Source organism: Bartonella sp. A1379B, assembly GCF_002022485.1.
GTDB classification, from domain to species: domain Bacteria; phylum Pseudomonadota; class Alphaproteobacteria; order Rhizobiales; family Rhizobiaceae; genus Bartonella; species Bartonella rochalimae.
Window position 1 is genome coordinate 583,771 of the sequence record NZ_CP019780.1, and the last position, 25,820, is coordinate 609,590.

General features: G+C 34.2%; 18 protein-coding genes and 1 pseudogene. 17 read left to right on the top strand and 2 right to left on the bottom strand.

The genetic code is table 11. The features are described from left to right. The 15 genes and pseudogenes from nuoH (at position 1) to BA1379B_RS02575 (ending at position 18,441) form a co-directional block, all read left to right on the top strand. Positions 1 to 1,047, top strand: a complete 1,047-nt coding sequence (gene nuoH / locus BA1379B_RS02500) for an NADH-quinone oxidoreductase subunit NuoH (RefSeq protein WP_078673739.1) — start codon at positions 1 to 3, stop codon at positions 1,045 to 1,047. A 13-nt stretch (positions 1,048 to 1,060) separates the two neighbouring features. Then, complete coding sequence (nuoI, locus tag BA1379B_RS02505; RefSeq protein ID WP_078673740.1) at positions 1,061 to 1,552, top strand: NADH-quinone oxidoreductase subunit NuoI; 492 nt, start codon at positions 1,061 to 1,063, stop codon at positions 1,550 to 1,552. A gap of 94 nt (positions 1,553 to 1,646) precedes the next feature. Continuing rightward, positions 1,647 to 2,267 carry an NADH-quinone oxidoreductase subunit J gene (locus tag BA1379B_RS02510; protein WP_035005849.1) on the top strand — a complete coding sequence of 207 codons (621 nt, stop codon included), beginning with the start codon at positions 1,647 to 1,649 and terminating at the stop codon, positions 2,265 to 2,267. A 13-nt stretch (positions 2,268 to 2,280) separates the two neighbouring features. Further along, on the top strand, positions 2,281 to 2,589 hold the full coding sequence (gene nuoK / locus BA1379B_RS02515) for an NADH-quinone oxidoreductase subunit NuoK (protein WP_035005845.1): 309 nt from the start codon (positions 2,281 to 2,283) through the stop codon (positions 2,587 to 2,589). Positions 2,590 to 2,595: 6 nt separating this feature from the next. Beyond that, complete coding sequence (gene nuoL / locus BA1379B_RS02520; RefSeq protein ID WP_078692352.1) at positions 2,596 to 4,560, top strand: NADH-quinone oxidoreductase subunit L; 1,965 nt, start codon at positions 2,596 to 2,598, stop codon at positions 4,558 to 4,560. Continuing rightward, positions 4,560 to 6,029, top strand: a complete 1,470-nt coding sequence (locus tag BA1379B_RS02525) for an NADH-quinone oxidoreductase subunit M (RefSeq protein ID WP_035005843.1) — start codon at positions 4,560 to 4,562, stop codon at positions 6,027 to 6,029. Before nuoL ends, BA1379B_RS02525 begins: the two co-directional genes overlap by 1 nt. A 17-nt stretch (positions 6,030 to 6,046) precedes the next feature. Next, positions 6,047 to 7,501, top strand: coding sequence for an NADH-quinone oxidoreductase subunit NuoN (nuoN, locus tag BA1379B_RS02530; RefSeq protein WP_035005842.1), 1,455 nt, complete (start codon positions 6,047 to 6,049; stop codon positions 7,499 to 7,501). Continuing rightward, positions 7,501 to 8,310, top strand: a complete 810-nt coding sequence (locus BA1379B_RS02535) for a biotin--[acetyl-CoA-carboxylase] ligase (protein WP_078692353.1) — start codon at positions 7,501 to 7,503, stop codon at positions 8,308 to 8,310. The genes nuoN and BA1379B_RS02535 overlap by 1 nt, the downstream gene beginning before the upstream one ends. Before the next feature lie 52 nt (positions 8,311 to 8,362). Further along, positions 8,363 to 10,039 carry a ribonuclease J gene (locus BA1379B_RS02540; protein ID WP_078692354.1) on the top strand — a complete coding sequence of 559 codons (1,677 nt, stop codon included), beginning with the start codon at positions 8,363 to 8,365 and terminating at the stop codon, positions 10,037 to 10,039. Between the two features lie 227 nt (positions 10,040 to 10,266). Further along, on the top strand, positions 10,267 to 11,592 hold the full coding sequence (gene proS / locus BA1379B_RS02545; RefSeq protein ID WP_035005838.1) for a proline--tRNA ligase: 1,326 nt from the start codon (positions 10,267 to 10,269) through the stop codon (positions 11,590 to 11,592). Positions 11,593 to 11,603: 11 nt separating this feature from the next. Further along, positions 11,604 to 12,872, top strand: coding sequence for a lipoprotein-releasing ABC transporter permease subunit (locus BA1379B_RS02550; protein ID WP_035005836.1), 1,269 nt, complete (start codon positions 11,604 to 11,606; stop codon positions 12,870 to 12,872). Next, a pseudogene (locus tag BA1379B_RS02555) lies at positions 12,872 to 13,551 on the top strand (ABC transporter ATP-binding protein). The gene BA1379B_RS02550 and the pseudogene BA1379B_RS02555 overlap by 1 nt, the downstream one beginning before the upstream one ends. 73 nt (positions 13,552 to 13,624) lie before the next feature. Next, complete coding sequence (locus BA1379B_RS02560) at positions 13,625 to 13,915, top strand: FAD assembly factor SdhE (protein WP_078673742.1); 291 nt, start codon at positions 13,625 to 13,627, stop codon at positions 13,913 to 13,915. 6 nt (positions 13,916 to 13,921) lie between these two features. Further along, positions 13,922 to 17,422: a transcription-repair coupling factor gene (gene mfd / locus BA1379B_RS02565; RefSeq protein ID WP_078673743.1), complete on the top strand. Its 3,501-nt coding sequence runs from the start codon at positions 13,922 to 13,924 to the stop codon at positions 17,420 to 17,422. Between the two features lie 464 nt (positions 17,423 to 17,886). Continuing rightward, positions 17,887 to 18,441, top strand: a complete 555-nt coding sequence (locus BA1379B_RS02575; protein WP_078673745.1) for a hypothetical protein — start codon at positions 17,887 to 17,889, stop codon at positions 18,439 to 18,441. Positions 18,442 to 18,462: 21 nt separating this feature from the next. On the opposite strand, the gene BA1379B_RS02580 is transcribed toward BA1379B_RS02575, so the two are convergent. Beyond that, complete coding sequence (locus tag BA1379B_RS02580; protein WP_236829076.1) at positions 18,463 to 20,226, bottom strand: extracellular solute-binding protein; 1,764 nt, start codon at positions 20,224 to 20,226, stop codon at positions 18,463 to 18,465. A gap of 366 nt (positions 20,227 to 20,592) precedes the next feature. Here BA1379B_RS02580 and BA1379B_RS02585 point away from each other — a divergent pair, with 366 nt between their 5' ends. Further along, the gene (locus BA1379B_RS02585; RefSeq protein ID WP_035005823.1) at positions 20,593 to 21,210 is read left to right on the top strand and encodes an invasion associated locus B family protein; all 618 of its coding nucleotides are present in this window, start codon (positions 20,593 to 20,595) and stop codon (positions 21,208 to 21,210) included. A 77-nt stretch (positions 21,211 to 21,287) separates the two neighbouring features. On the opposite strand, the gene BA1379B_RS02590 is transcribed toward BA1379B_RS02585, so the two are convergent. Next, complete coding sequence (locus tag BA1379B_RS02590) at positions 21,288 to 23,870, bottom strand: Rne/Rng family ribonuclease (protein WP_078692355.1); 2,583 nt, start codon at positions 23,868 to 23,870, stop codon at positions 21,288 to 21,290. A 580-nt stretch (positions 23,871 to 24,450) separates the two neighbouring features. On the opposite strand from BA1379B_RS02590, the gene BA1379B_RS02600 reads away from it, so the two are divergent. After that, a complete protein-coding gene (locus tag BA1379B_RS02600) occupies positions 24,451 to 25,680 on the top strand; it encodes an N-acetylmuramoyl-L-alanine amidase family protein (RefSeq protein WP_078692356.1) in 1,230 nt (409 codons plus the stop codon). The last annotated feature ends 140 nt before the right edge of the window (positions 25,681 to 25,820 follow it).

Sequence of the window (25,820 nt, forward strand, 5' to 3'; positions counted from 1 at the left end):
ATGTACGATTTCTTTATGGCTTGGCTATTGCCATTATTAATTATAGTGGGTAAAACACTTATTCTGTTAGTTGTTCTTTTGGTTTTAATTGCTTATTTGCTTTATGCAGACAGGAAAATTTGGGCAGCTGTCCAATTACGTCGTGGACCGAATGTTGTTGGTCCATGGGGGTTGTTGCAGTCTTTTGCAGACTTGATAAAATTTGCTGTTAAAGAACCGATTATCCCTGCTGGAGCTAATAAAGGTGTTTTTCTTCTTGCTCCTTTTGTTTCAGCGGCACTTGCATTATCGGCATGGGCAGTTGTTCCAGTTAATGAAGGCTGGGAAATTGCAAGTATTAATGTTGGTTTACTATATATACTGGCTATTTCATCTCTTGAAGTTTACGGTGTTATCATGGGAGGATGGGCCTCAAACTCGAAATATCCTTTTTTAGGAGCTCTTCGTTCAGCGGCACAAATGGTTTCTTATGAAGTTTCAATTGGTCTTGTTCTTGTTACAGTTGTTTTAGTAAGTGGTTCACTAGATCTTACAGCAATTGTTCTTAAACAGAATAGTGGTTTTGGAAAGAATATTGGCTTGCCATTCAGTAGTTTTCTTGATTGGAATTGGTTAGTTCTTTTTCCAATGTTTATTATATTTTTTATTTCTGCGCTTGCAGAGACAAATCGTCCTCCTTTTGATTTGGTAGAGGCAGAATCTGAGCTTGTTGCTGGACATATGGTTGAATATTCTTCAACTCCTTATATGCTTTTTTTTCTTGGTGAATACGTTGCAATTGTTTTAATGTGTGCATTAACAACTATTTTGTTTTTGGGTGGCTGGTTACCTCCTTTTGATGTATGGTGGCTTAATTGGATTCCTGGTGTCATTTGGTTTGTTCTGAAGGTTTGTTTTGTATTTTTTGGATTTGCTATGGTTAAAGCATTTGTACCCCGATATCGCTATGATCAGTTAATGCGCCTTGGTTGGAAGGTATTTCTTCCTATTTCATTGGCAATGGTTGTGATGACCGCTGCTGTTCTGCAATACACTGGTTTAGCTTAAGAGGAAAGCTTATATGTCAAGTCTTATTCAAGCAGCAAAATCACTTCTTTTATTAGAATTCATAAGTGCCTTTTTTTTAGCAATGCGTCAGTTTTTTTCTCCAAAACCTACAATTAATTATCCCTATGAAAAAGGTTGTGTTTCTCCACGTTTTCGTGGTGAACATGCTTTGCGTCGCTATCCAAATGGAGAAGAACGGTGTATCGCATGTAAATTATGTGAAGCAATTTGTCCCGCACAGGCTATTACGATTGAAGCTGGGCCTCGACGTAATGATGGTACACGTAGAACTATTCGCTATGATATTGATATGGTGAAGTGTATCTATTGTGGTTTTTGTCAAGAGGCTTGTCCAGTTGATGCTATTGTGGAAGGTCCGAATTTTGAGTTTGCAACAGAAATGCGTGAAGAACTCTATTATGATAAAGAAAAGCTTTTAAATAATGGAGATCGTTGGGAGCGGGAAATTGCTCGTAATATATTAATAGATTCACCTTATCGTTAGGTGTATTATTAAATGGAAAGTAGTTGGATAATGTATCCGATAAGGATAGTCTGGTATGAAAATTCATACCTATTGATTGATTGAGGGGAAGTCTATGCTAACAGGTCTAGCAGCGGCATTTTTCTATATTTTTGCTTTCATTATGCTTATAAGTGCGGTCATTGTTGTTGTCGCACGTAATCCTGTTCATTCAGTCTTATTTTTAATACTGGCATTTTTTAATGCCGCGGCTTTGTTTTTGCTTGCAGGAGCAGAATTTTTAGGACTTATCTTATTGGTTGTCTATGTTGGTGCTGTAGCAGTTTTATTTTTATTTGTAGTTATGATGCTTGATGTTGACTTTGCTGAATTAAAAAGTGGTACACTCAAATATGCTCCTATTGGTGCTTTTATTGGTATTATAATCGCTATAGAGCTTATTTTTGTTTTTATTAGCAACAGTTTTTTTCCAGTTTCAGGAGTTCATGCTACACAACCAACGCCAGATTTAACACAGCGAACAAATACTCAAGCACTAGGAGACATTCTCTATACAGATTATGTTTTCTACTTTCAAATCTCAGGATTAATTTTATTAGTTGCAATGATTGGCGCTATTGTTCTGACACTCCGTCACAGATCAGGAGTTAAACGACAGTCGATTGCAGTTCAAGTTGCGAGAACACCAGAAAGTGCAATTGAAATTAAAAAAGTTGAATCAGGTAAAGGTATTTAGCGGAAAGATTATTATGTACATTGATATTGTTCATTATCTCACTGTTTCTGTATTGATATTTACAATTGGCATTCTTGGTATTTTTTTAAATAGAAAGAATGTAATTGTTATTCTTATGTCAATTGAGCTTATATTGCTCTCGGTCAATCTTAATTTTGTTGCGTTTTCAGCTTTTCTTCATGATTTAGTTGGGCAAGTATTTTCTTTATTTATCTTGACAGTAGCAGCTGCTGAAGCAGCAATTGGTCTAGCAATTCTTGTTGTGTTTTTTCGTAATCGTGGTTCTATTGCGGTTGAAGATGTTAATGTGATGAAGGGCTGATACGTGATGTATTATATGATCGTTTTTCTTCCGCTTTTAGGTTTTTTAATTGCTGCAATAGGTGGAAAGACTATAGCTCCTCGTGCTAGTGAGCTGGTAACATCTAGCTTTATGATGATTGTTGCTGGGTTATCATGGATATCTTTTTTAAGTATGGCTTTTAATAATGCTTCAACAGTTGATATACCGCTATTGCAATGGGTAGTTATTGATAAATTAGTGTTTAATTGGTCTTTGCATGTTGATACATTGACAGCTGTTATGCTTGTTGTAGTGAATAGTGTCTCGGCATTAGTTCATATTTATTCAATTGGTTATATGCATCATGATCCTTCAAGGCCTCGTTTTTTTGCTTATCTTTCTTTATTTACATTTATGATGTTGATGTTGGTGACAGCCAATAATCTAATTCAAATGTTTTTTGGATGGGAAGGTGTTGGCCTTGTATCTTATTTGTTGATTGGTTTTTGGTTTCAGCGGGATTCTGCTAATAAGGCAGCAATGAAAGCTTTTGTAATTAATCGTGTTGGGGATTTTGGTTTTCTATTAGGAATATTCAACATTTTTGTTTTATTTCAGTCAGTTAATTTTGTAGATATTTTTACAAAAGCTGCAGATAATAATTTTATAAAGGGTATGACGTTTTTAGGTGGTCATTTTGGGGGACAAACAGTAATTACTATTACATGTCTTCTTTTATTTGTTGGCGCTATGGGTAAATCAGCACAATTTCTTTTACATACGTGGCTTCCTGATGCGATGGAAGGACCAACTCCAGTATCTGCGCTCATTCATGCAGCTACAATGGTAACGGCTGGTGTTTTTATGATTGCGCGTATGTCACCGATTTTTGAACTTTCTCCGAATGCTTTAACAGTAATCATTATTATTGGGGCAACGACAGCATTTTTTGCTGCAACTGTGGGAGTCGTACAAAATGATATCAAGCGCGTTATTGCTTATTCTACTTGTTCACAGCTTGGTTATATGTTTGTTGGGTTAGGGGTTGGAGCATATGGAGCAGCCATTTTCCATCTTTTTACGCACGCTTTTTTTAAAGCCTTATTATTTCTCGGAGCAGGATCTGTAATTCATGCGGTTTCTGATGAACAAGATATGCGAAAAATGGGTGGATTATATAAACATATAAAAACAACTTATTGGATGATGTTTATAGGAACTATTGCCTTAACAGGCTTTGGAATTCCTGGAACTTTTTTTGGAACTGCAGGATTTTTTTCAAAAGATGCTATTATAGAATCTGCCTTTGCATCGCATAATATTGCGTCAGAATATGCTTTTTGGCTTCTTATTTTATCTGCTTTATTAACGAGTTTTTATTCTTGGCGGCTTATATTTATGACATTTCATGGCAAGACACGTGCAACCGTTGATGTTATGCATCATGTGCATGAATCAGCTCCAGTGATGTTAGTTCCATTATTTATTTTATCTATCGGAGCATTGTTTGCTGGTGTAATTTTCCAGCCTTATTTTTTTGGTGACTTTTATGATGCTTTTTGGAAAGGTGCATTATTTACGGGAAGTCATAATCATATTCTTCATGAAGCACACAATGTACCTGACTGGGTAAAATGGTCGCCATTTACAGCGATGATTCTTGGTTTTACCTTAGCGTATTTATTTTATATTCTAGTTCCTTCAATTCCTAAAAGAATTGCTGAATTTTTACCTATATTACACCGATTTCTTTATAATAAATGGTATTTTGATGAAGTTTATAATATTTTATTTGTTCGTTCTGCCTTGGGAATTGGTAACTTTTTTTGGAAAATAGGTGACAATAAGGTTATTGATGGTTTAGGCCCAAATGGCATTGCAGCACGTATTATTAACATCACAAATAAAGTTATTCGCATGCAAACAGGATATCTTTATCATTATGCATTTGCAATGCTGATTGGCGTGGCAACACTCATCACATGGATGATGATTAGGAGCTTAAATTGATGACCGACTGGCCTATTCTTTCTACTGTTACTTTTTTGCCGCTTGTTGGTGTGTTCCTGATTTTATTAATCAAGGATGATAGTGAAGCAGCAAAACGCAATATACGTAATGTAGCGTTTTTTACGACTGTGTTTGTTTTTATTATTTCTTTAGTTATTTGGGCAGGATTTGATACTACAAACTCTGATTTTCAGATGGTTGAGAAATTCCACTGGTTAGGTAGTGATATTAGTTATCATGTAGGTATCGATGGTATTTCTGTTCTTTTTGTTGTTCTTTCAGCTTTTCTTTTACCTTTCTGTATTTTAGCAAGTTGGAATACTATTCAAGATAGATTAAAAGATTACATGATTGCTTTTCTTCTTCTCGAAGTTGCAATTATTGGAGTTTTTTGTGCTCTTGATGCAATCTTATTCTATATCTTTTTTGAAGGTAGCCTTATTCCAATGTTTATTATTATTGGTGTTTGGGGTGGGGCGCGTCGTATTTATGCAAGTATGAAATTTTTCTTATATACTTTGCTTGGCTCAGTGCTCATGCTGGTTGCTATCATGGTTATGTATTGGGAAGCAGGAACACTTGATATACCAACTTTGTTAACCTACCAGTTTAATACACATATGCAGACGTGGTTGTGGCTTGCATTTTTTGCTTCTTTTGCTGTTAAAATGCCAATGTGGCCAGTTCATACATGGTTGCCTGATGCTCATGTGGAAGCACCAACAGCAGGCTCTGTTATTTTAGCTGGCGTATTACTTAAATTGGGCGGTTATGGTTTTATTCGTTTTTCATTACCAATGTTTCCTATTGCTTCAGCTGATTTTTCTTCTTTAGTTTTCACATTATCGCTAATTGCGATTATTTACACATCTTTAGTTGCACTTGTTCAAAGTGATATAAAGAAACTGATTGCTTATTCATCGGTGGCGCATATGGGATATGTAACGATGGGTATTTTTTCTGCTAATGAACAAGGCATTCAAGGTGCTATTTATCAGATGCTATCGCATGGAATTGTTTCAGCGGCTTTATTTCTTTGTGTTGGAGTGATCTATAACCGCTTACATACACGTGAAATTTCAGCGTTTGGCGGTTTAGTAAATAATATGCCTAAATATGCTGTTGTTTTCTTGATTTTTACTATGGCAAATATTGGGTTACCTGGAAGTTCAGGATTTATCGGCGAGTTTTTAACTCTAATAGGTGTTTTCCAAGTTAATAAATTGGTTGCTGTTTTTGCTACAACTGGCGTTATTTTATCAGCAGCTTATGCACTTTATCTTTATCGGCGCATTGTTTTTGGCTCTTTAGAAAAAGAAAACTTGAAAGTTCTTCTTGATCTATCACCAATAGAGAAATTCACCCTTTATCCAATGGTTATTCTCACAATATTTTTTGGTGTTTATCCAACACCAATTTTTAAAACAACAATGTCTGCGGTAGAATCTTTGATCAACCAGCTGCACTAAATAAAAGATGAACGCTCATGCAAACTGAAATAATAACTCAATTAGTGTTAATTCTTCCTGAGATTTTAATTGCCTTGGGAGGAATAGCACTGCTCTTAATCGGCGTTTATTCTAGAGCGCATTCATATTTAACTGTTACAGGTTTAGCGATTGCTCTTCTTATTGCAACTATTATTATCGTGATGATCTTTCCAAAAAGCGGTTTTTTTTGCACAGATGCGCTCATCATTGATTCTTTTAGCCGCTATATGAAAATTTTAACGCTTATTGGCGCATTATTTGCTCTCATTATGTCTGTTTCTTTTACCTGTGCTCAAAAATTTGATATATTTGAATTTCCAGTATTGGTTCTGTTTGCAACCCTTGGTATGATGTTCATGATTTCAGCAGGTAATATGCTGTCTCTTTATATGGGGTTAGAGCTACAATCTTTATCTTTATATGTTTTAGCTGCTATTAATCGTAATAATGTTAAATCTTCTGAAGCAGGATTAAAATATTTTGTTTTAGGTGCATTGTCTTCAGGATTACTTCTTTATGGTATTTCATTACTTTATGGTTTTACTGGCCAAATTAGCTTTCATGAAATTGCATTGGCTTTAAAAGGTGAGGTTTTGCAGTTAGGTGTTATTTTTGGAATTGTGTTTATTTTAGCTGGTTTGGCTTTCAAAATTTCTGCAGTTCCATTTCATATGTGGACACCTGATGTTTACGAAGGCGCGCCAACACCTATTACAGCGTTTTTTGCTGGTGCCCCTAAAGTTGCAGCAATGGCGTTAATTATTCGTATAATTGTTGTTGCTTTTATTCCATTTGATAACGCTGATAACCTTATGCCTGCATGGCAGCAAATTATAGTATTTATAGCGATTGCATCAATGATATTAGGTGCATTTGCTGCAATTGGTCAAAGTAATATTAAGCGTCTAATGGCTTATTCATCGATTAGTCATATGGGATATGCTCTTGTTGGGTTAGCTGCAGGAAATGTACTTGGGGTAAAAGGTGTTATCATTTATATGACCATTTATCTTGTTATGACACTTGGTTCGTTTTCTTTCATTCTTAGTATGCGGTCGCATGATGGAAATGTTGAAAATATTTATGATCTTGCAGGATTGGCAAAAACAAATCCGTTTATGGCTATTATTATGACAATACATCTTTTTTCGTTAGCAAGTATACCACCTATGGCAGGTTTTTTTGGAAAGTGGTATACATTTTCTGCAGCTGTTCATGCAGGTCTTATTCCGCTTGCTGTCGTTGGTGTATTGGCTTCTGTGGTTAGTGCTTTTTATTATTTGCGTGTCATCAAAATTATGTGGTTTGATGATGCAAAAGCTGGCTTTATTTCTTTATCAAGCGAACTTAAGTTTTGTCTTACTTTTTCTGCATTGTTCATTTTATTTTATGTGTTTTTTGGAATTGTATTTTCTGAATTGGCAGAACAAGCAGCTGCAGCATTGTTTTAGTGAATATGGTTTATGTGTTGTCAGACTTTGCAAAAAAACAAGGGTATGATATTGAATCATATGAAAGTGTTGACTCAACAAATCTTGTTGCACAGCAAAAGGCACATTCTGGACATCACGGGTATCTTTGGATTGTTGCGAATGAACAAACACAAGGAAGAGCTAGAAGAGGAAGAATATGGAGTAGTCCAAAAGGAAATCTTTATTCTAGCCTTTTATTAATTGATGATATTATCCATCAGACTGCTGCTCAACTTAGTTTTGTTGCTGGAGTAAGTATGTTAGAGGCTGTCAAACAATTTATAAGGAATGAAAAGCAAGCTAACGACATTATTAGTTTAAAATGGCCGAATGATGTTTTACTTAAAGGAGCTAAAAGCTGTGGGATTTTACTTGAACTTTTCAAACTAACTCCGCAAAAATATGCATTAGTTATTGGTATTGGTATGAATGTAGAATACCATTATGAAGATGCGCCGTATCCAACCTCAAGTATAAAGAATATTGGTTTAAATATTGATAAAGAACAATTGTTTACCGCTCTGACGCAATATTTTGCTGAAAATTATCTTCTTTGGAAACAACCCTATGGATGTGATACAATTCGTAAAAAATGGCTTTTATATTGTTCTCATCTTGGACAACACATTACAGTAAATAGCGATGAAAGGATCATTGAAGGTATTTTTGATGGTCTTGATTGTGATTTTAACTGTATTGTAAAACAAAAAAATGGTCAGCGGGCAATCATAACATCTGGAGATGTTCATTTTGGTTTAGCTGCTTCTGCTGATGTAGATTGTAATTGACTTATAAAGTTTTATTTCAGCATGAGTTATCTTAATAATTTAGGAGACATTTATGACTGTTGCCAATAAGAATGAATTGGTTTTTTTACCTTTAGGAGGAGTTGGAGAAATAGGAATGAATCTAGCTGCCTATGGATTTGGTCCTAAAGATTGTCGTGAATGGTTACTTGTTGATATGGGAGTTAGTTTTGCAGGTCCTGAATTACCTGGAGTAGATCTTATTTTGCCAGATATTCGTTTTTTAGAAAATGAAAAACATAATGTCTGTGGTCTTATTTTAACACATGCTCATGAAGATCATTATGGTGCTGTTCTTGATTTATGGCCAAAGCTTAAAATTCCAATTTATTGCACTTGTTTTACAGCTGGATTATTAGAGAGTAAAAGACAGTCAGATTTTGAATTTCATGAAATTCCAGTTAATATTTTTCAATCTGGCGATTGCTTTCAGGTTGGACCATTTTCAATCGAAGCTATTTCTGTTAATCATTCGATTCCAGAAGCAGTTTCTTTAGCTATTACAACATCTTTAGGAAATGTGATTCATACTGGGGATTGGAAAATTGATCATACGCCTTCACTTGGGCCTATAACAGATGAAGAACGGTTTCGGACTTTGGGGAATAAAGGTATATTAGCCTTATTATGTGATTCCACTAATGCACTTCAAGATGGTATATCACCATCGGAACAACAAGTTCAGGAAAGTATTTCTGAAATTATTTTGAAAGCTAAAGGTCGAATTGCTATTACAACTTTTGCCTCTAATATTGGCCGTATACGCTCAATTGCTCTTGCTGCAGAATCTGTTGGACGTCAAGTTCTTTTGGTAGGACGTTCTTTAAAGCGTAGTGTTATGGTCGCACAAGAGCTTGGTTATATGGATGATATAGCACCATTTATAACAGAAGAAGATTATAGCCATATTCCACCCCAAAATATTGTTTTGGTAGTAACTGGTAGTCAAGGTGAACCACGTGCTGCATTAGCAAAACTCTCACGAAATGAAATGAAAAATATCACTCTCTCTCCTGGTGATACAATTATTTATTCATCACGTAATATTCCAGGTAATGAAAAAGCTATTATTGATATACAAAATCGTTTTATTGATCAGGGTATTAACATTATTACCAATCGAGATGCTCTTGTACATGTTTCAGGTCATCCCCGTCGTTCAGAACTTTTACAAATGTATGATTGGACAAAACCACAGATCCTTATTCCTGTACATGGTGAAGCGATACATCTTACAGCTCAAGAAACTTTAGCACAACAAGTTGGCATAAAAACTGTTGCTGGAATTAGAAATGGTGATATATTTCGTCTTGCACCAGAACCAGTAGAAATTATTGATCAAGTCGCTGTTGGTCGTATTTATAAAGATGGTTTTCTGCTTGGTAATGAAGATGAATTAGGAATTCGTGAGCGTTGCAAGTTAAGTTATGTTGGTCATGTTTCTGTTTCTCTTCACATGAATAGTAAGCATGATTTAATTGATGATATTGGTCTTATAATGTTTGGTCTTCCTAAAAGCGATAGGGCAGGGGAATTATTAGAAGATATTCTTCTAAATGTTATTGAAAATGCCATTAATAATATTCCGCGTGCAAAAAGAAAAGATAATGAACTTATCCGAGAAGCTGCGAGGCGTGCAGTAAGAGCAGCTGTTAATAAGATTTGGGGGAAAAAGCCTATTTGTGTAGTTTTTTTACATCGTTCAAAATAAAAGTATTTTAATATTCGATTATTTTTTATAAAAAGAAGATAAAACTATTTCAATTAGCTCATTGTACAAATACGGACTTCACACTTTTTATGTAAGTGCAGTTAAAGAAAAGATAGAAGATAATATTTCAATATTATTATCATATTTGCAAGCCTTCAGAATATAGCTATAAATACCACTTGTAAATTGCTGTAATTTGATAAGTCTAATTAGGAGTAATAGTTTTAATGCGTCTTTCTCAATATTTTCTGCCTATTTTAAAAGAGAGTCCTAAGGAAGCAGAAGTTATTTCACATCGATTTATGTTGCGAGCTGGTATGGTACGTCAACAGACATCAGGAATTTATTCTTGGTTACCATTAGGTAAAAAAGTTCTTGACAAGATTTGTAAGATTATTCGTGAAGAACAAGAACGAGCTGGAGCTTTAGAAATATTGATGCCAACGATTCAATCTGCTGATCTTTGGCGTGAAAGTGAGCGTTATAATGATTATGGTCTTGAAATGTTACGCATTAGAGATCGTCAAGATCGTGATTTACTCTATGGTCCGACTAATGAAGAGATGGTAACAGATATTTTCCGTTCATACGTTCGTTCTTATAAAGATCTTCCACTAAATCTCTATCATATTCAATGGAAATTTCGTGATGAAATTCGTCCACGTTTTGGTGTGATGCGCGCACGCGAATTCTTGATGAAAGATGCTTATTCTTTTGACCTTGATTATGCGAGTGCAAAAATATCCTATAATCGTATGTTTGTTGCTTATTTACGCACTTTTTCTCGTGTTGGCTTAAAAGCAATTCCTATGCGTGCTGATACAGGTCCAATTGGCGGTGAGCTTAGTCATGAATTTATTATTTTAGCCAAAACAGGTGAAAGTTCTATATTTTGTGACAAAAGATTTCTTGAATTTACAGTTCCATCTGTTTCAATTGATTTTACCGATAAGGATGTTTTAGCTGATATTGTTAGACAATGGACATCTTTATATGCTGCAACAGAAGAAATGCATAATGAAGAAGAGTGGAGTAAAGTCTCTGACAGTAATAAGCTCTCAGCGCGTGGTATTGAGGTAGGACATATTTTTCATTTTGGTACAAAATACTCTGCTCCAATGGGGGCAAAAGTTATGGGACAAGATGGAAAAGAGCACTTTGTTTCTATGGGATCTTATGGGATTGGACCTTCGCGTCTTGTAGCGGCAGTCATTGAGTCTTCTCATGATGAACATGGTATTATTTGGCCAAAATCAATCGCACCATTTGATTTTGGTATCATCAATATGAAACCAGATGATGAAAAATGTAGTTATATATGTGAAACTCTTTATCAGGGGCTTATACGTAGTGGTTTTGATCCACTGTTAGATGATACGAGTGAGCGTCCTGGATCGAAATTTGCAACAATGGATTTGATTGGTTTGCCGGTACAAATGATTATTGGTCCTAAAAATGCTACACAAAATGAAGTTGAAATTAAAGATCGAAAAACAGGTCTTAGAGAAGTTTTAACGGTTGAAGCTGTGCTAAACCGATTTTCGGTAATTTGATGGGCAATATCATGACTGTTTTGAGGAATAAAGGATTTTCATCTTATGAATGGATGATTGCTTTCCGTTATATGATTCCTAATAAAAAACATATGTTTACATCTATTATTTCAATTATTTCTTTAATTGGAATTATGTTAGGAGTTTTTGCTTTAGTTGTTGTTATGGCAGTTATGAATGGTTTTCGGACAGAACTCCTCAATCGTATTTTAGGAATGAATGGGCATCTTATTGTACAAACCATTGATTCCAATTTTACTGATTATAATACTCTTATTTCTTCTCTGGAATCTATCAAGGATATAAAATTAGTTCTTCCGATTATTGAAGGACAAGCTCTTGTCCAGGGTAATGTCGAAAGAGGAACTGGTGCTTTAGTTCGTGGTGTACGTCAAAAAGATTTGATGAAACTGAAAACAGTCGCTCAAAATATTATCTCAGGTACACTCGCTCAATTTGATAAAGAAGAAGGCATTGCAATTGGAAGTGGTTTGGCAGAAAAATTGGGTCTTACAGTTGGAAGTCATCTGCGCATCATTACACCAGATGGTGATGATACGCCCTTTGGAGTTACGCCACGTGTCAAAGCTTATAAAGTCGTTGCTATCTTTGAAGTTGGCATGTCAGAATATGATTCAATATTTGTTTTTATGCCTCTTCATGAAGCACAAATTTTCTTTAACTTAGAGGAAAAAATTCAATCTTTAGAGTTATTTCTTAATGATCCTGATGCTATTGATCAAGTAAAACCGGTGATAGAAAAAACAGTTAATCAACAAATTCATTTAATTGATTGGCGTACGCAAAATCAGTCTTTTTTTTCAGCATTACAAGTTGAACGAAATGTTATGTTTTTTATTCTCTCTCTTATTATTCTCGTTGCGGCTTTGAATATTATTTCAGGCTTAATAATGCTTGTAAAAGATAAAAGCCATGATATTGCAATTCTGCGTACAATGGGAGCGGATCAAAGTGCGATTATGCATATATTTATTACCACTGGCATGGTAATTGGACTTATTGGAACGATATTGGGTTTAATTTTAGGAATTATAGTTACTATAAATATTAATCATATTCAGGACTTTATATCTTGGCTGTTTAATGTCGATGTTTTTAATCCCCAGCTTTATTTTTTAGCAAAGTTGCCCGCTCGAATTGAGTGGGGACAGATTGCTATGGTAGTTATGATGTCTTTGTTTTTATCTTTTCTTGCGACTCTTATTCCAGCATGGCGTGCTGCTAAATTAGATCCTATACAAGCGTTAAGGTATGAATGATGTCTACTGTTTTAGAACTTGTTGAGATTGAGAAACATTTTGTTGATAATAACAAACCTTTAGTTATTTTGAATAAAGCCAATTTTGTTCTAAAACGTGGAGAAATTGTAGCACTTGTAGCACCATCTGGTTCTGGAAAATCAACATTTCTTCATATCGCAGGATTATTAGAAAGACCAACAGCTGGCGATATTTTGTTACGAGGTATTTCTTGTGCAAAACGTTCTGATGGTGAACGCACAGCAATCAGACGAAATGATATTGGTTTTGTCTATCAATTTCATCATTTACTACCAGAATTTACGGCTTTAGAAAATGTTATGATTCCTCAAATGATTGCAGGATTGAAAAAATCTATTGCAGAAGATCGTGCCTTTAAATTATTAAGCTATCTTCGCGTTGCTCACCGCGCTAAACACCGTCCATCAGAACTATCGGGGGGGAGCAACAACGTGTTGCAATTGCGCGTGCTGTAGCAAATGCGCCTTCTGTACTTTTAGCTGATGAGCCTACAGGAAACCTTGATCCTACAACTTCAGCATATGTATTTCAAGCTCTATCAGTACTTGTGCGCCAATCTGGTCTTGCTGCCCTTGTTGCCACACACAATTATGGTTTAGCCAAACAGATGCATCGTCGAATTACAATTAAAGAAAAAAAAATTATTGAACTTCCTTAATATTGAGATACAAATTTATTCTAAAAAAATAACAGTGTAGTGTATGTTTATTTTTGTCTGTTAGGAGATTTTTATGACAAATTTAGCCATTGATGAAAATCGATTGGATTCACGTCGTCGCCGATTGATTTTTCGTGCATGGCACCGAGGTATTCGTGAAGTAGACTTGATTTTGGGCCAATATGTTGATGCACATATTGCCAAGATGAGTGATCAAACAGTTTCTGAACTTGAATATATTATGTCTTTTGAAGATCGTGATTTATTAGGGTGGATTACAAGAGAAGTTTCTATACCACCTGAGGTAGATAGTGCACTTTTTCGCGATATTATAAATTATTGCTCTCGTATAAATTTTAATTAAATCAAAATGGCTATATTAAAAAAAATTGTTATTCCTCCAAATACGCCTAGTGGTATGATTTTTGATGGTGTTGTTGATGGATTTGAAGCTTTTGCACTTGCTAAATTAAGTGCAGAAATTGCTCAAGATAAACCACTTGTTTATGTTGTTCGTGATGGAACAAAAATGGCTTATTTACAGCAAGCTTTAAATTTCATTGAACCTAATTTATCTGTTTTTCAGTTTCCGGCATGGGATTGTTTACCTTATGATCGCGTATCACCTGGAATAGCTATTACTGCACGTCGTCTTTCAGCTTTGGCTCATATGTCAGATCTGCGTAAAAATCCACGGTTTTCAATCATATTAACAACAGCTAATACAGTTATTCAAAAACTACCACCTTGTGCAATGATTGATGATCAAATTATCCATGTGCGTATTGGTCAATGTATGGATATGACATATTTAATTCATTATTTAGAACATAATGGCTTTGAACGTGTTGCAACTGTACGTGATATTGGTGAATTTGCTGTAAGGGGAGGAATTATTGATATTTTTTCTCCTAGTTATACGGAACCTTTTCGTCTTGATTTTTTTGGCCAAACTTTAGAAACCATTCGCGTATTTGATCCAGAGACGCAACGAACAATAGCGAATAAAACAGAATTATTTTTACAGCCGATGAGTGAAATTACTCTCACTCCTGAGTTTATTAGCCGATTTAAAAGCAATTATATTCGTTCTTTTGGGGTACCCAAAAAAAGTGACATGCTTTATGAGGCTATTTCTCAAGGGAGGCGTTTTTCAGGTATGGAGCATTGGCTCCCATTGTTTTATGAAAATCTCAATAGTTTTTTTGATCACTGTGGTAATCTGCCTGTTGTTTTTGAGCATCTCATAGAAGAAGCTCTCATTGAACGATATCGTCTTATTGTAGATTATTATAATGCGCGCAAAGAACGCGAAAATAATCAAGAGAATGATGTTTCTTATCATCCAATAGAGCCTAATCTTCTTTATTGGACACCCGAACAAGTTTTAACATGTGTAGAGCAGTGTGGTTTGCGTATTGATTTTACACCTTTTAATATTTCACGAACACTGAAACAGACAGTTATTCATACAAATGCTACACAGGGCTATGATTTTATAAAAGAACGTAATGCTCCAGATAAAAATGTTTTTTCAAGTGTAGTTGATCACATTGCTTCATTGCGATCTTCTGGTAAGAAAGTACTTTTGGCTTTTTGGAGTGAAGGATCTATGGATCGTTTACTGCAAGTTCTTGATGAACACGGTTTACAAAAAGTAGAAATTGCAAAATCATTGCAAACCGTAAAAGCAACACCGCGTGATCGGATTTTAGCTGCTGTTTTAATGATAGAGCATGGCTTTGAAATTGAAGATTTTGTTGTCATAGCGGAACAAGATATCCTTGGTGATCGATTAGTAAGATCACCAAAAAAGCGTAAAAGTAATGCGCATTTTATTTCTGAAATTGCTTCCTTAAATTCTGGTGATATCGTTGTACATGTTGATCATGGTATTGGACAGTTTATTGGTCTCAAAACTATCATGACAACAGGGATTTTACGTGATTGTTTAGAAATCAATTATGCTGGAGACGATCGGCTATTTTTACCCATTGAGAATATTGAACTTTTATCTCGTTATGGATCAGAAAGTACAAATGTCACGTTGGATAAATTAGGAAGTGTTGGATGGCAAACACGTAAAGCACGCCTTAAAAAGCATTTATTAAAAATTGCTGGTCAATTGATCTGTATAGCTGCAGAACGTGCGACGCGTTCAGCACCTACTCTAACTCCACCAGTAGGGCTCTTTGATGAATTTGTTGCATGCTTTCCTTATGAGGAAACAGATGATCAAATGGATGCTATTAATGCTGTTTTAGATGACTTAGCATCAGGAAAACCAATGGATCGTTTAATCTGTGGTGATGTAGGTTTTGGCAAAACAGAAGTTGCTATTCGCAGTGCTTTTGTTGCAGCATTAAATGGTTATCAAGTTGCTGTTGTTGTGCCTACAACTTTACTTTCACGACAACATTACAAAACTTTTCTTGCTCGTTTTCAAGGGCTACCGGTTAAGATTGCTCATTTGTCAAGGCTTGTAAAAGCGAGAGAATTGGCGCAAATTAAAAAAGGTATTTCAGAGGGTACGATCGACATTGTTATTGGAACACATGCATTACTCAATGATTCAGTGAGTTTTTCACGATTAGGACTTCTTATCATTGATGAAGAACAGCACTTTGGAGTAAAACATAAAGAGCGTCTAAAAGAATTAAAAAGTGATATTCATGTTCTTACACTTTCAGCGACTCCTATACCAAGAACATTAAGTCTTGCTTTATCGGGGCTACGTGAACTTTCATTAATTACAACCCCACCTATCGATAGAATGGCTGTACGTACTTTTATTTCACCTTTTGATTTGATGGTTATACGCGAAACATTATTACGTGAATATTATCGAGGTGGACAGAGTTTTTATGTGTGCCCGCGTATTTCTGATCTTTCTTATGTAGAAGAATATCTCAAAACGCATGTGCCTGAAATTAAATTTGTTATAGCACATGGACAAATGCCAGCTGGACAACTTGATGATATTATGAATGCGTTTTATGATGGGCAATATGATGTATTACTTTCAACTACTATCATTGAATCAGGTCTCGATATTCCAACAGCCAATACATTAATTGTACATCGTGCTGAAATGTTTGGTCTTTCTGCACTCTATCAGTTGCGTGGTAGAGTAGGGCGTTCAAAACAACGTGCTTATGCACTTTTTACTTTCCCTTCTGGTAAAGTTTTACTTCCTGCAGCAGATCGTCGTCTTAAAGTTTTGCAGTCCCTTGATACATTAGGTGCAGGTTTTCAACTGGCTAGTCATGATATGGACATTCGAGGTTCAGGTAATTTATTAGGTGAAGAACAATCAGGACACATCAAAGAAGTTGGGTTTGAACTCTACCAAAAAATGCTTGAAGAAGCCGTTGCTGAATTAAAAGATGGCCAACATGAGAGAGATAATCAGTGGTCACCTCAAATTTCTCTTGGTACAGCAGTGATCATACCAGAAAATTTTGTACCTGATTTATCATTGCGTATGGGGCTTTATCGTCGTTTAACAGAACTTGATAATATAGAACAAATTGATGAATTTGGAGCTGAATTAATTGATCGCTTTGGTCCTTTGCCACTTGAGGTTCAACACCTACTTAAAGTTTTTTACATCAAAATATTATGTCGAAAAGCACATGTGGAAAAAATAGATGCTGGACCAAAGGGGATTGTTATACAATTTCGCAATAATTACTTTGAAAATGGTATTGCTCTTGTTCAATGGGTTGAGAAACAAGGATCAATGGCAAAAATTCGACCAGATCAAAGCATTGTTTTTATTCGTGATTGGACTAAAGTAAATGAAAGACTTGTTGGTGTAGCAAATATTATGACACAGCTTGCAGAAATGGCAACAAAATGTTCTGCTTAATTTAAATTAAAAATTTTTTTATACTCATTTTACTTTACATATTATTCTAATAATATATTTATTATTTATATTGATGCTCTCATCAAGAGTTAAACCAGAAAGGGATTGCTTTAGGGATTGTTTTAGCGATTCTTTACTTAAAATAGCCTCAGCATAAGCATACTTTACTCTAAATATTATACTGAGTAACAAAAGAGCTATAATTAATAATTTTTTTGTAATAATCATATTATATTTATTTCTTTTTAAATTATTTAAGGAAATTATTACAATATTAAGAGATTCAAATATCTTATAGAGCAACAGAAAATTATTCAGAATGAAAATGATTCTCTTCAAAAAGAAAATGACTTTTTACGAATATAATTCGTGAAAAGAGAGCTAAAAATTCTCCTATACCTGAACATATTTTTGATGACAAAAATAAAGTTTTAAATAAAATAACTAATCTTTTATCAGAAAGTATGGTGATTTTTCATGAAATAGAGATTGTGCGCTCACTGTTAGAAAAGCGTGTTATAGCAAAAGAATATGTAACAGGAGAATATGAAGAAAAACAGATTAAAGCACTAAAATATTGGAACAAATTTCAGTCAGAAAAGATGACACAGGCGTTTTCTTATTTGGAGCTGTATCAGTCTGCCCTTGTGTGCAAAACACAAGAAGATGTATTAAAAAAAAGTGATATAGGGCCTGTACTGCGTGAAAATTTCTCTTGGAAAGACGAAGACTTTAGTTGGGCAAAAGATGCGATCGCTTTAAGTCCCGCATTAAAAAATGAATTCAGGACTCTATATGAAGGTTTTCTTTCCTCTGATTTTAAAAAAGAAGTGCTGAGTACTATAAAAAAGTTCACTACAGGTGATGAATCTTGGTATTTTCAACACCTAAAAGAAATTCCTTCAGAGTGTAAAGCTTACAAAGAGATACACAATATAATGCTTCCAAACAAGAGAAAAAGTATTATACATCGCATATACTTTTATATTGATACTTTTATTTTGCAATATTTTTCATAGGCCGTTTTCATTTATATTTTTTTACTCACGCCACCAAGTTTGAAGACGATAGCCATATAATGATGTATAAGTAGGATGTTTAAGATATGACCATCTTGCTACCCATTGTTCAGGTAAATGATAAAGCGGTATATAATAACTGCCAGAAATCAAAATTCTATCTAAAGCACGTACAGCTGCAATAAATTCAGCATCTGAGCGTGCATCAAGTATTGCTGTTATCATAGCATCTATAGCAGGATCAGAAGTTCCTGCAAAATTAAAACTTCCTTTCAAATTTCGAGAAATAGAAGCCCACCGATTTATTTGTTCATTGCCTGGCGACAGAGAATTTTTTAATTTGCCAATAATCATATCATAATCAAATGTTCCTAAGCGATTTTGATACTGACTATCATCAACAGTTCTTATCTCAACATCAATACCAAGCCGCGATAAAGTACTCTGAAATGCAAGGGCGACTTTCTCTTCTTCAAATGTTTGAGTCATAATCTCAAATTTAAAAGGTAAACCATCAGGAGTAATAGCTTTATTGTTTTTTCTAGTAAAACCTGCTTCTTGTAGAAGCGCCCAGGCTTTTTGAGCAGATTGACGCTCCATGCCTGATCCATCTGTTTTAGGAATATGCCAATGTCCGTTCATGACTTCAGGAAGAACAGCATCAGGGTAAGGTGCTAAAAGTTCTTTTTCTTTTTCACTTGCTGGTTTTCCAACAGATGAAAGAACAGACCCATCCCAATAACCTTCTGTTCTGGCATAGATATTATTAAAAAGGCGATTATTAATCCATTCAAAATCAAAAAGCATTGAAAGTGCTTGTCGTACTTTTCTATCTTTAAAAATGGAACGGCGTGTATTAAAAACAAAACCAATAAGATCGGCAGGTGTACCTTTCGAAAAATTTTCTTTTATAACTCGCCCTTCGCGAACAGCTGGAAAATTGTAAGAAAGCTGCCAGCGATTTGGATTGGTTTCAATGAAAATATCAATGAGACCTTTTTTAAAAGCTTCAAAGTGTGCAGTATCATTGCGGAAATACTCTATTTGAATGGTATCAAAATTATTTAGTCCTTTATTAACAGGAAGATCTTTGCCCCAATAGTCAGGATTGCGTTTGTAAATAATTCGTTCACCTGGATCAACATGCTCAATAATATAAGGGCCACTTCCAGGAATTTTAACTAAACCGTTTTTTTCAAAATCATCAACATTAATAGCGTGTTTTGGTAATATTGGCATTACACTTGCCAAAAGAAGTGGAAATTCACGATCTTTAGAGTTTGGAAAACGCATTTTAATACCATGAGAACCAATTTTTTCTATAGATTCTATGCGTTTCATATATCGATCAAAAGGTGGTCTTCCTTTATCTTTAAGCAGATTAACTGTGAATAAAACATCTTCGACTGTTATAGATTTTCCATCTGAAAAACGAGCTTTTGGATTAAGAAAGAAAGTAATTTCAGTACGTTCATCATTTAATTCAACTTTTTCTGCAAGAAGACTATATAGCGTAAAGGCCTCATCACGGGAACGTACCATCATTGTTTCATAGATAAGACCAGAAAATTGTTCATTAGCCACAAGACCTTGTGCAGTTGTACGAAAACTACGAATGACGAATGGATTTAGTCCATTAAATGTTCCAACAACTCCATAGGTAATTTTTCCTTTTTTATTTGCATTAGGATTAGCATAAGGAAAATAGTCAAAATTATCAGATAGTTTTGGTAATCCATGCATAGCAATACCATGTGCTATAGCATTATGACAACAAAAGAACATTACAAAGGTAAGAAAAAATTTAAGATAATGAGCGCTATAGCACGACATAGAATTTTATTTTCATTATAATTTAGCGATGATTCTTTAATATATTTCAAAGATTAGGATATTTTGTGTATTACTGTGAAAAAAAAGCCAATAAGATAAAAAATATGCTATATATAGTATATAAAAAGTTAATTAGTTATTCAATGAGCTTTACTTATTCTATATTTTAGTTTTTTCTTTGTGCTAAAGTAAGAAAATAGAGAAATACCATTCTATAATTTAATTATACTTTATTGAAAATTATATTTAATGTCCTATCTGGAAGTTATTATATTTTAGAAATTGTTCTGAAAGCGTATTGAAAGGATTAACTTAATCATGTCGCATAAAAATACTTACTTTTCTGTTTCAGTATTAGCTGGAGCTGTTGCTTTTTTTCTTACCATCCATACTCCAGCAAATGCACAGAGTTTATCCCAAGGATGGTATAAAGTTTGCAATAAACAGCATGATGTTGATATTTGTAATACGATGAATACAGTTGTAGCAGATACTGGTCAGCCTTTAACAGCTATTAATTTAGTTGAAATAAAAGGCAAACAAAATGAACGACGCATAGGCCTTCAAATACCTACAGGGCGTTTGTTACCAGAAGGCGTTCATATTCAAATTGGAAATGATTTCTCTAAAAAAATTCCTTATGTTGTTTGTAATTCAACCAGCTGTATTGCCAACGATGCTTTAGATGATAAGCTTATTTCTGCTATGAAATCTGGTTCAAAAATGGTTATAACTACTGTTAATGTGCGTGGAGCAGCTAATCCTGTAGAATTTTCTCTTAAGGGTTTTACTGCAGCATATACAGGCCCTGGTATGGATGAAAAAGCTTTCCAAGAAGAACAAGTAAAATTGCAGAAAGCTATTCAATCAAAGCAAAAAGAGATTGAAGATCGTATGAGAGCTGAACAAGAAAAAGCAAAAAAAACAGCGAACTAAAGAAGAAATTTTAAGTTATCTTTTAATATTTATCTGTTTAAACCGCTATAAAATATTTTATAGCGGTTTTTAATTAATTATTTTTTTGAGAAAAAACCTTTACGTTTCCACCAACCTACACGCTCAGTTTTTTTATTAGTTTCAACTTCTGATGATGTCACAACAGGCTCAGTGGGTGTTGTTACAACTGAAGAAGAAATATGTTCAACAATTTTTTCAATTACAGGTTCTTGTTCTGTCATTTCAGTTGTTTGCACAGATTTCTTAGTTGCTATTTTCTTTCGTATTTTCAGTGCTAACTTTTTTGTATTTGTAGAAATCACTTCATTTGCGATTTCACTTATTTCTTTTATTTTAGTTTTTCGATTAGACTTGGTAACTAATTTTTCCTCAACAAGTTCTGGTTTTGGTATTGTTACGTTTTTGTCATTTGTAAGGACTTGTTTATTTTGTAAAATTTCTGAAGTTTTTACATTACGCTTCTTAGATTTAATAGCAGTATGGGCCTCTCTAGTTTTATTTTTCTGTATACCGCTTAAATCGTTTTTATAATAGCTATCTTTACTAAATCCAACAGTTTCAGCAGCTGGAACATTATAATGCTGGCGATGTTCTGCTTTAATTTCTTCTAAAGCTTTCTTAGCAAAATCTCCAACAGGCTCTGCATAGGAGATACGAAACTGAGAGTTATTGCTCTGATTAGACCGACCTCCACGACGTCCACGACGACGCCCGCGGCGACGAGTATCTTCAGCATTGGGAGTATCATTTTTATGAGTAGCAGGAAAAATACTACCATTATTAGATTCCATCTGTTGATTTTTATGCTGACGTTGTTTGTTGTTGTCAACGGTTTTGCTTTTTATTAAGATAGAATTTTCAGTTTCTTTTGTATCATTATCCTCAATAACTGTTGAAGAAAGGGGGGCCTCTTTTGCTATTGAGCCTTTAGAAATAGTGAAATGTTGTGTTCCAACACTATCATCGGCTTCAATGTTAATACTGAGCCCAAAACGTGTTTCTAAATTAACAAGAATATGGCGTTTATGATTTAGTACATAGAGTGCTATTGTTACAGGAGTGCGTACAATAATATTATATTGCGAATTGTGGAGAAGATATTCTTCAATCGAACGCATCACATGTAAAGCGATCGATGATTCAGAGCGTATATTTCCAGTTCCAGCACAATGCGGGCAAGGTTGTGTAGTGCTTTCTAGAACGGATACACGAATCCGTTGACGACTCATTTCCATAAGGCCGAAATGTGAGATATGACCAACCTGAATACGAGCGCGATCGTGTTTTAAACAATCTTTTAACTTTTTTTCAACAAGCTTAATATTACGATTTTCTAGCATATCAATGAAATCAATTACAATTAAACCCGCAAGATCACGCAACCGCAATTGGCGTGCTACCTCTTCTGCAGCTTCAAGATTAGTTTGTAATGCTGTTTTTTCAACAGAATGCTCTTTAGTAGAACGACCAGAATTTACATCAATAGCGACAAGCGCTTCTGTTTGGTTAATAACCAAATAACCTCCAGATTTTAAACTAACCTGCGGGTGCAACATTTTATCAAGCTGAATTTCGATATCATTATGCGTAAAAATAGGAGTAGGATTACGATAAGGTTGAACAACTTTCGCATGACTTGGTATAAGCATGCGCATAAAATCTTTAGCTTCACGATATCCTTGATCTCCCGAAACAAGAATTTCATTAATATTTTTATTATAAAGATCACGAATAGAACGCTTTATAAGGTTACTTTCTTCGTGAATTAAACACGGGGCCGTTGATTTAAGTGTTAATGTGCGAATAGTATCCCATAGACGCATGAGGTATTCATAATCACGCTTAATTTCAGCTTTTGTTCTATTTGCTCCAGCTGTTCGTAAAATAACTCCCATGCCTTTTGGAACGTCTAGTTCTTTTACAATATCTTTAAGACGTTTGCGATCTTGTATATTGGTAATCTTTCGTGAAATACCGCCACCTCGAGCTGTATTAGGCATTAAAACAGAATAGCGACCCGCTAGAGATAAATAAGTCGTGAGTGCTGCGCCTTTATTACCACGCTCCTCTTTAATTACTTGAACTAATAAAATTTGACGACGTTTAATGACTTCTTGAATTTTATATTTACGCCCCTGTTTACGGGGGTAGGCAGGTAATTCTTCAAGTACATCTTCTGCTCCAACCATTTCTATGTCAGTATTAGAAAAGTCAAGTATTTCTTCAACATCATCAGCTATAACATCATTTTCAATATTCGTTGCTATAACATTATTACTTTTATTTTTTTTAAAGGATTTTTTATTTGAAGTTGTTTCCTCAATGGGAGCATCTTCATAATTTTCGTTAATAGCGGCTTTCTCCTCTTCAAGGAGAGCAAGTCGATCAGCAATAGGAATTTGGTAATAGTCGGGATGAATTTCTGCGAAGGTTAAAAAACCATGGCGATTACCACCATACTCAATAAAAGCAGCTTGAAGTGATGGTTCTATACGCGTAATACGCGCTAAATAAATATTACCTTTAAGTTGTTTTTTGTGTTCTGACTCAAAGTCAAGTTCTTCAATTTTATTACCATGAACGACAACAACACGTGTTTCCTCTGGATGAGAGGCATCGATAAGCATTTTGTTTGACATAAGTTAAAATCCTGAAGGCGACATGTGTAACTTTATTAAAAAAAACAGTATAACTATTTGCAAAAATAAAGGACTGTCTGCCATAAAAAAGGGGGGCCGATATAACAAAACAGACTGCTATACGTAAACACATTATAGCATTTACTGTCATTACTCTTGTCTGTTTTATATGACTCATATTTTGAAGTCTCCGGCAAAACAATTTCGAAAACAGTTCGGATAACCAAACCAATGAATCTTAAATTACGTAATCCTACTGTATTGAGGAATAAAGACTTTTTACTTATAAAAAGCGCAAACGCATAATATGTGATAAACCTTTTAAAGACAACTTAATATGGATTATCAATAATTTTCTAATACCAGATGGTTACATTACCTAAGAATCTTAATATGCTCTTTTATGTTGATATTATGCTTTTGGCAAGTAATAATGTAACTTCTGAATATATAATACAATATAATAACTGTCTTGAGTTTGATTTTTTTGACATTTGTGGCTAAAAGATTCAACGCTTAAATTGAAAAATATAAATATATACTTTAAAATTAATAGCGAATACAAAAAAGCATTTCACTTATGATTAGACGATTTTTTAATAAAAAGCCAAAAATTGGTTATGGGAATGTTTTTTTGCATTTTGCATGCTATTTACTATTTTTTTTAATGTTTCAGCCTCATATTAAAGCCGCTCATGCATTAAAATTTATTAATTTGCAAACCGTTAATATTAACTCATCTACACGTATTATTGCAGTTTTTAATGCTAAACCAAATTTTCATTTAGAGATTTTAAACAAACCCACACGTTTGGTGATTAATTTACCTATAGTTGATTTTTCAACGCAAAATAAATCTCCAAGCAAAAAAAATATTTTATCGGATATGCTATTAGATATACATTATGATTTTTCTGATACGCAGGCTTCACGTATTATTCTTACGAGTAAAACTACTTTTTCTATAAAAAATAGTAGGGTGGAAAAATTAAATAATGGCTTATGGCAAATATTAATTGATATTACTCAAAGTTCACAAAAAGATTTTAACGAAGCACTGAAAAATCAACAAAAAATTCATCATGGTATAAAAACACGAATAAATCCAGAAAATCGTTTTCGCGTTGTTCTTGATCCTGGTCATGGGGGAGTTGATAGTGGCGCACGAGGTATTACTGGAATTTTAGAAAAAAATATAACACTTATTTTTGCTCGTGCATTACGAGATGAATTAGAAAAAGACTCCAATATTCATGTTATCTTAACACGTGATTCTGACGAATTTTTAAGATTAAGCGAAAGAGTCAAAAAAACACAAGATTTTAATGCTGATCTTTTTATATCCATTCATGCAGATAGTATTAAGATTCGTTCTCTTCGTGGTGCTACAGTATATACTCTTTCTGAGAAAGCTTCTGATACAATTGCAAAGTCTTTAGCTGATCATGAAAACAAAGTAGATTTTCTTGATGGATTAATAGCAGAAGAAATACCTGAGGTTACAGATATTTTAATTGATCTTACTCGACGTGAAACTCAAATGTTCTCGATTGATTTCGCTGATCGTGTTATTTTAAACTTATTAAAAAGTAAAATCAATTTGATAAATAATCCTCATCGATATGCTGATTTTTTAGTTTTAAAAGCTTCAGATATTCCTTCTATTTTAATAGAAATAGGTTACTTATCTAATAAAGAGGATGAAAAATTATTAAATGATTCTCAATGGAGAGAAAAAATGGTTATTGCTATTGCAAATTCCATTCGCCAATTTGCGGCAGATCGACAGAAAACTATACAGTCTCTTTAAATATATGGAGAGATAGAGTAAACAACATTATTATCTTAATATGAAAAATAAATAATAGTCTTACATTTGTCTCACTATTAGTGAAAATAACATTTCATTAGTGATAAATAAAGTATATTCTGTCTAATAAATTCTAAAGA

Excerpts from the sequence above, each read along its gene's own strand:
- nuoH (WP_078673739.1), top strand. The coding sequence starts at position 1 with ATGTACGATTTCTTTATGGCTTGGCTATTGCCATTATTAATTATAGTG.
- nuoI (WP_078673740.1), top strand. The coding sequence starts at position 1,061 with ATGTCAAGTCTTATTCAAGCAGCAAAATCACTTCTTTTATTAGAATTC.
- BA1379B_RS02510 (WP_035005849.1), top strand. The coding sequence starts at position 1,647 with ATGCTAACAGGTCTAGCAGCGGCATTTTTCTATATTTTTGCTTTCATT.
- nuoK (WP_035005845.1), top strand. The coding sequence starts at position 2,281 with ATGTACATTGATATTGTTCATTATCTCACTGTTTCTGTATTGATATTT.
- nuoL (WP_078692352.1), top strand. The coding sequence starts at position 2,596 with ATGTATTATATGATCGTTTTTCTTCCGCTTTTAGGTTTTTTAATTGCT.
- BA1379B_RS02525 (WP_035005843.1), top strand. The coding sequence starts at position 4,560 with ATGACCGACTGGCCTATTCTTTCTACTGTTACTTTTTTGCCGCTTGTT.
- nuoN (WP_035005842.1), top strand. The coding sequence starts at position 6,047 with ATGCAAACTGAAATAATAACTCAATTAGTGTTAATTCTTCCTGAGATT.
- BA1379B_RS02540 (WP_078692354.1), top strand. The coding sequence starts at position 8,363 with ATGACTGTTGCCAATAAGAATGAATTGGTTTTTTTACCTTTAGGAGGA.
- proS (WP_035005838.1), top strand. The coding sequence starts at position 10,267 with ATGCGTCTTTCTCAATATTTTCTGCCTATTTTAAAAGAGAGTCCTAAG.
- BA1379B_RS02550 (WP_035005836.1), top strand. The coding sequence starts at position 11,604 with ATGACTGTTTTGAGGAATAAAGGATTTTCATCTTATGAATGGATGATT.
- BA1379B_RS02560 (WP_078673742.1), top strand. The coding sequence starts at position 13,625 with ATGACAAATTTAGCCATTGATGAAAATCGATTGGATTCACGTCGTCGC.
- mfd (WP_078673743.1), top strand. The coding sequence starts at position 13,922 with ATGGCTATATTAAAAAAAATTGTTATTCCTCCAAATACGCCTAGTGGT.
- BA1379B_RS02575 (WP_078673745.1), top strand. The coding sequence starts at position 17,887 with ATGGTGATTTTTCATGAAATAGAGATTGTGCGCTCACTGTTAGAAAAG.
- BA1379B_RS02580 (WP_236829076.1), bottom strand. The coding sequence starts at position 20,226 with ATGTTCTTTTGTTGTCATAATGCTATAGCACATGGTATTGCTATGCAT.
- BA1379B_RS02585 (WP_035005823.1), top strand. The coding sequence starts at position 20,593 with ATGTCGCATAAAAATACTTACTTTTCTGTTTCAGTATTAGCTGGAGCT.
- BA1379B_RS02590 (WP_078692355.1), bottom strand. The coding sequence starts at position 23,870 with ATGTCAAACAAAATGCTTATCGATGCCTCTCATCCAGAGGAAACACGT.
- BA1379B_RS02600 (WP_078692356.1), top strand. The coding sequence starts at position 24,451 with ATGATTAGACGATTTTTTAATAAAAAGCCAAAAATTGGTTATGGGAAT.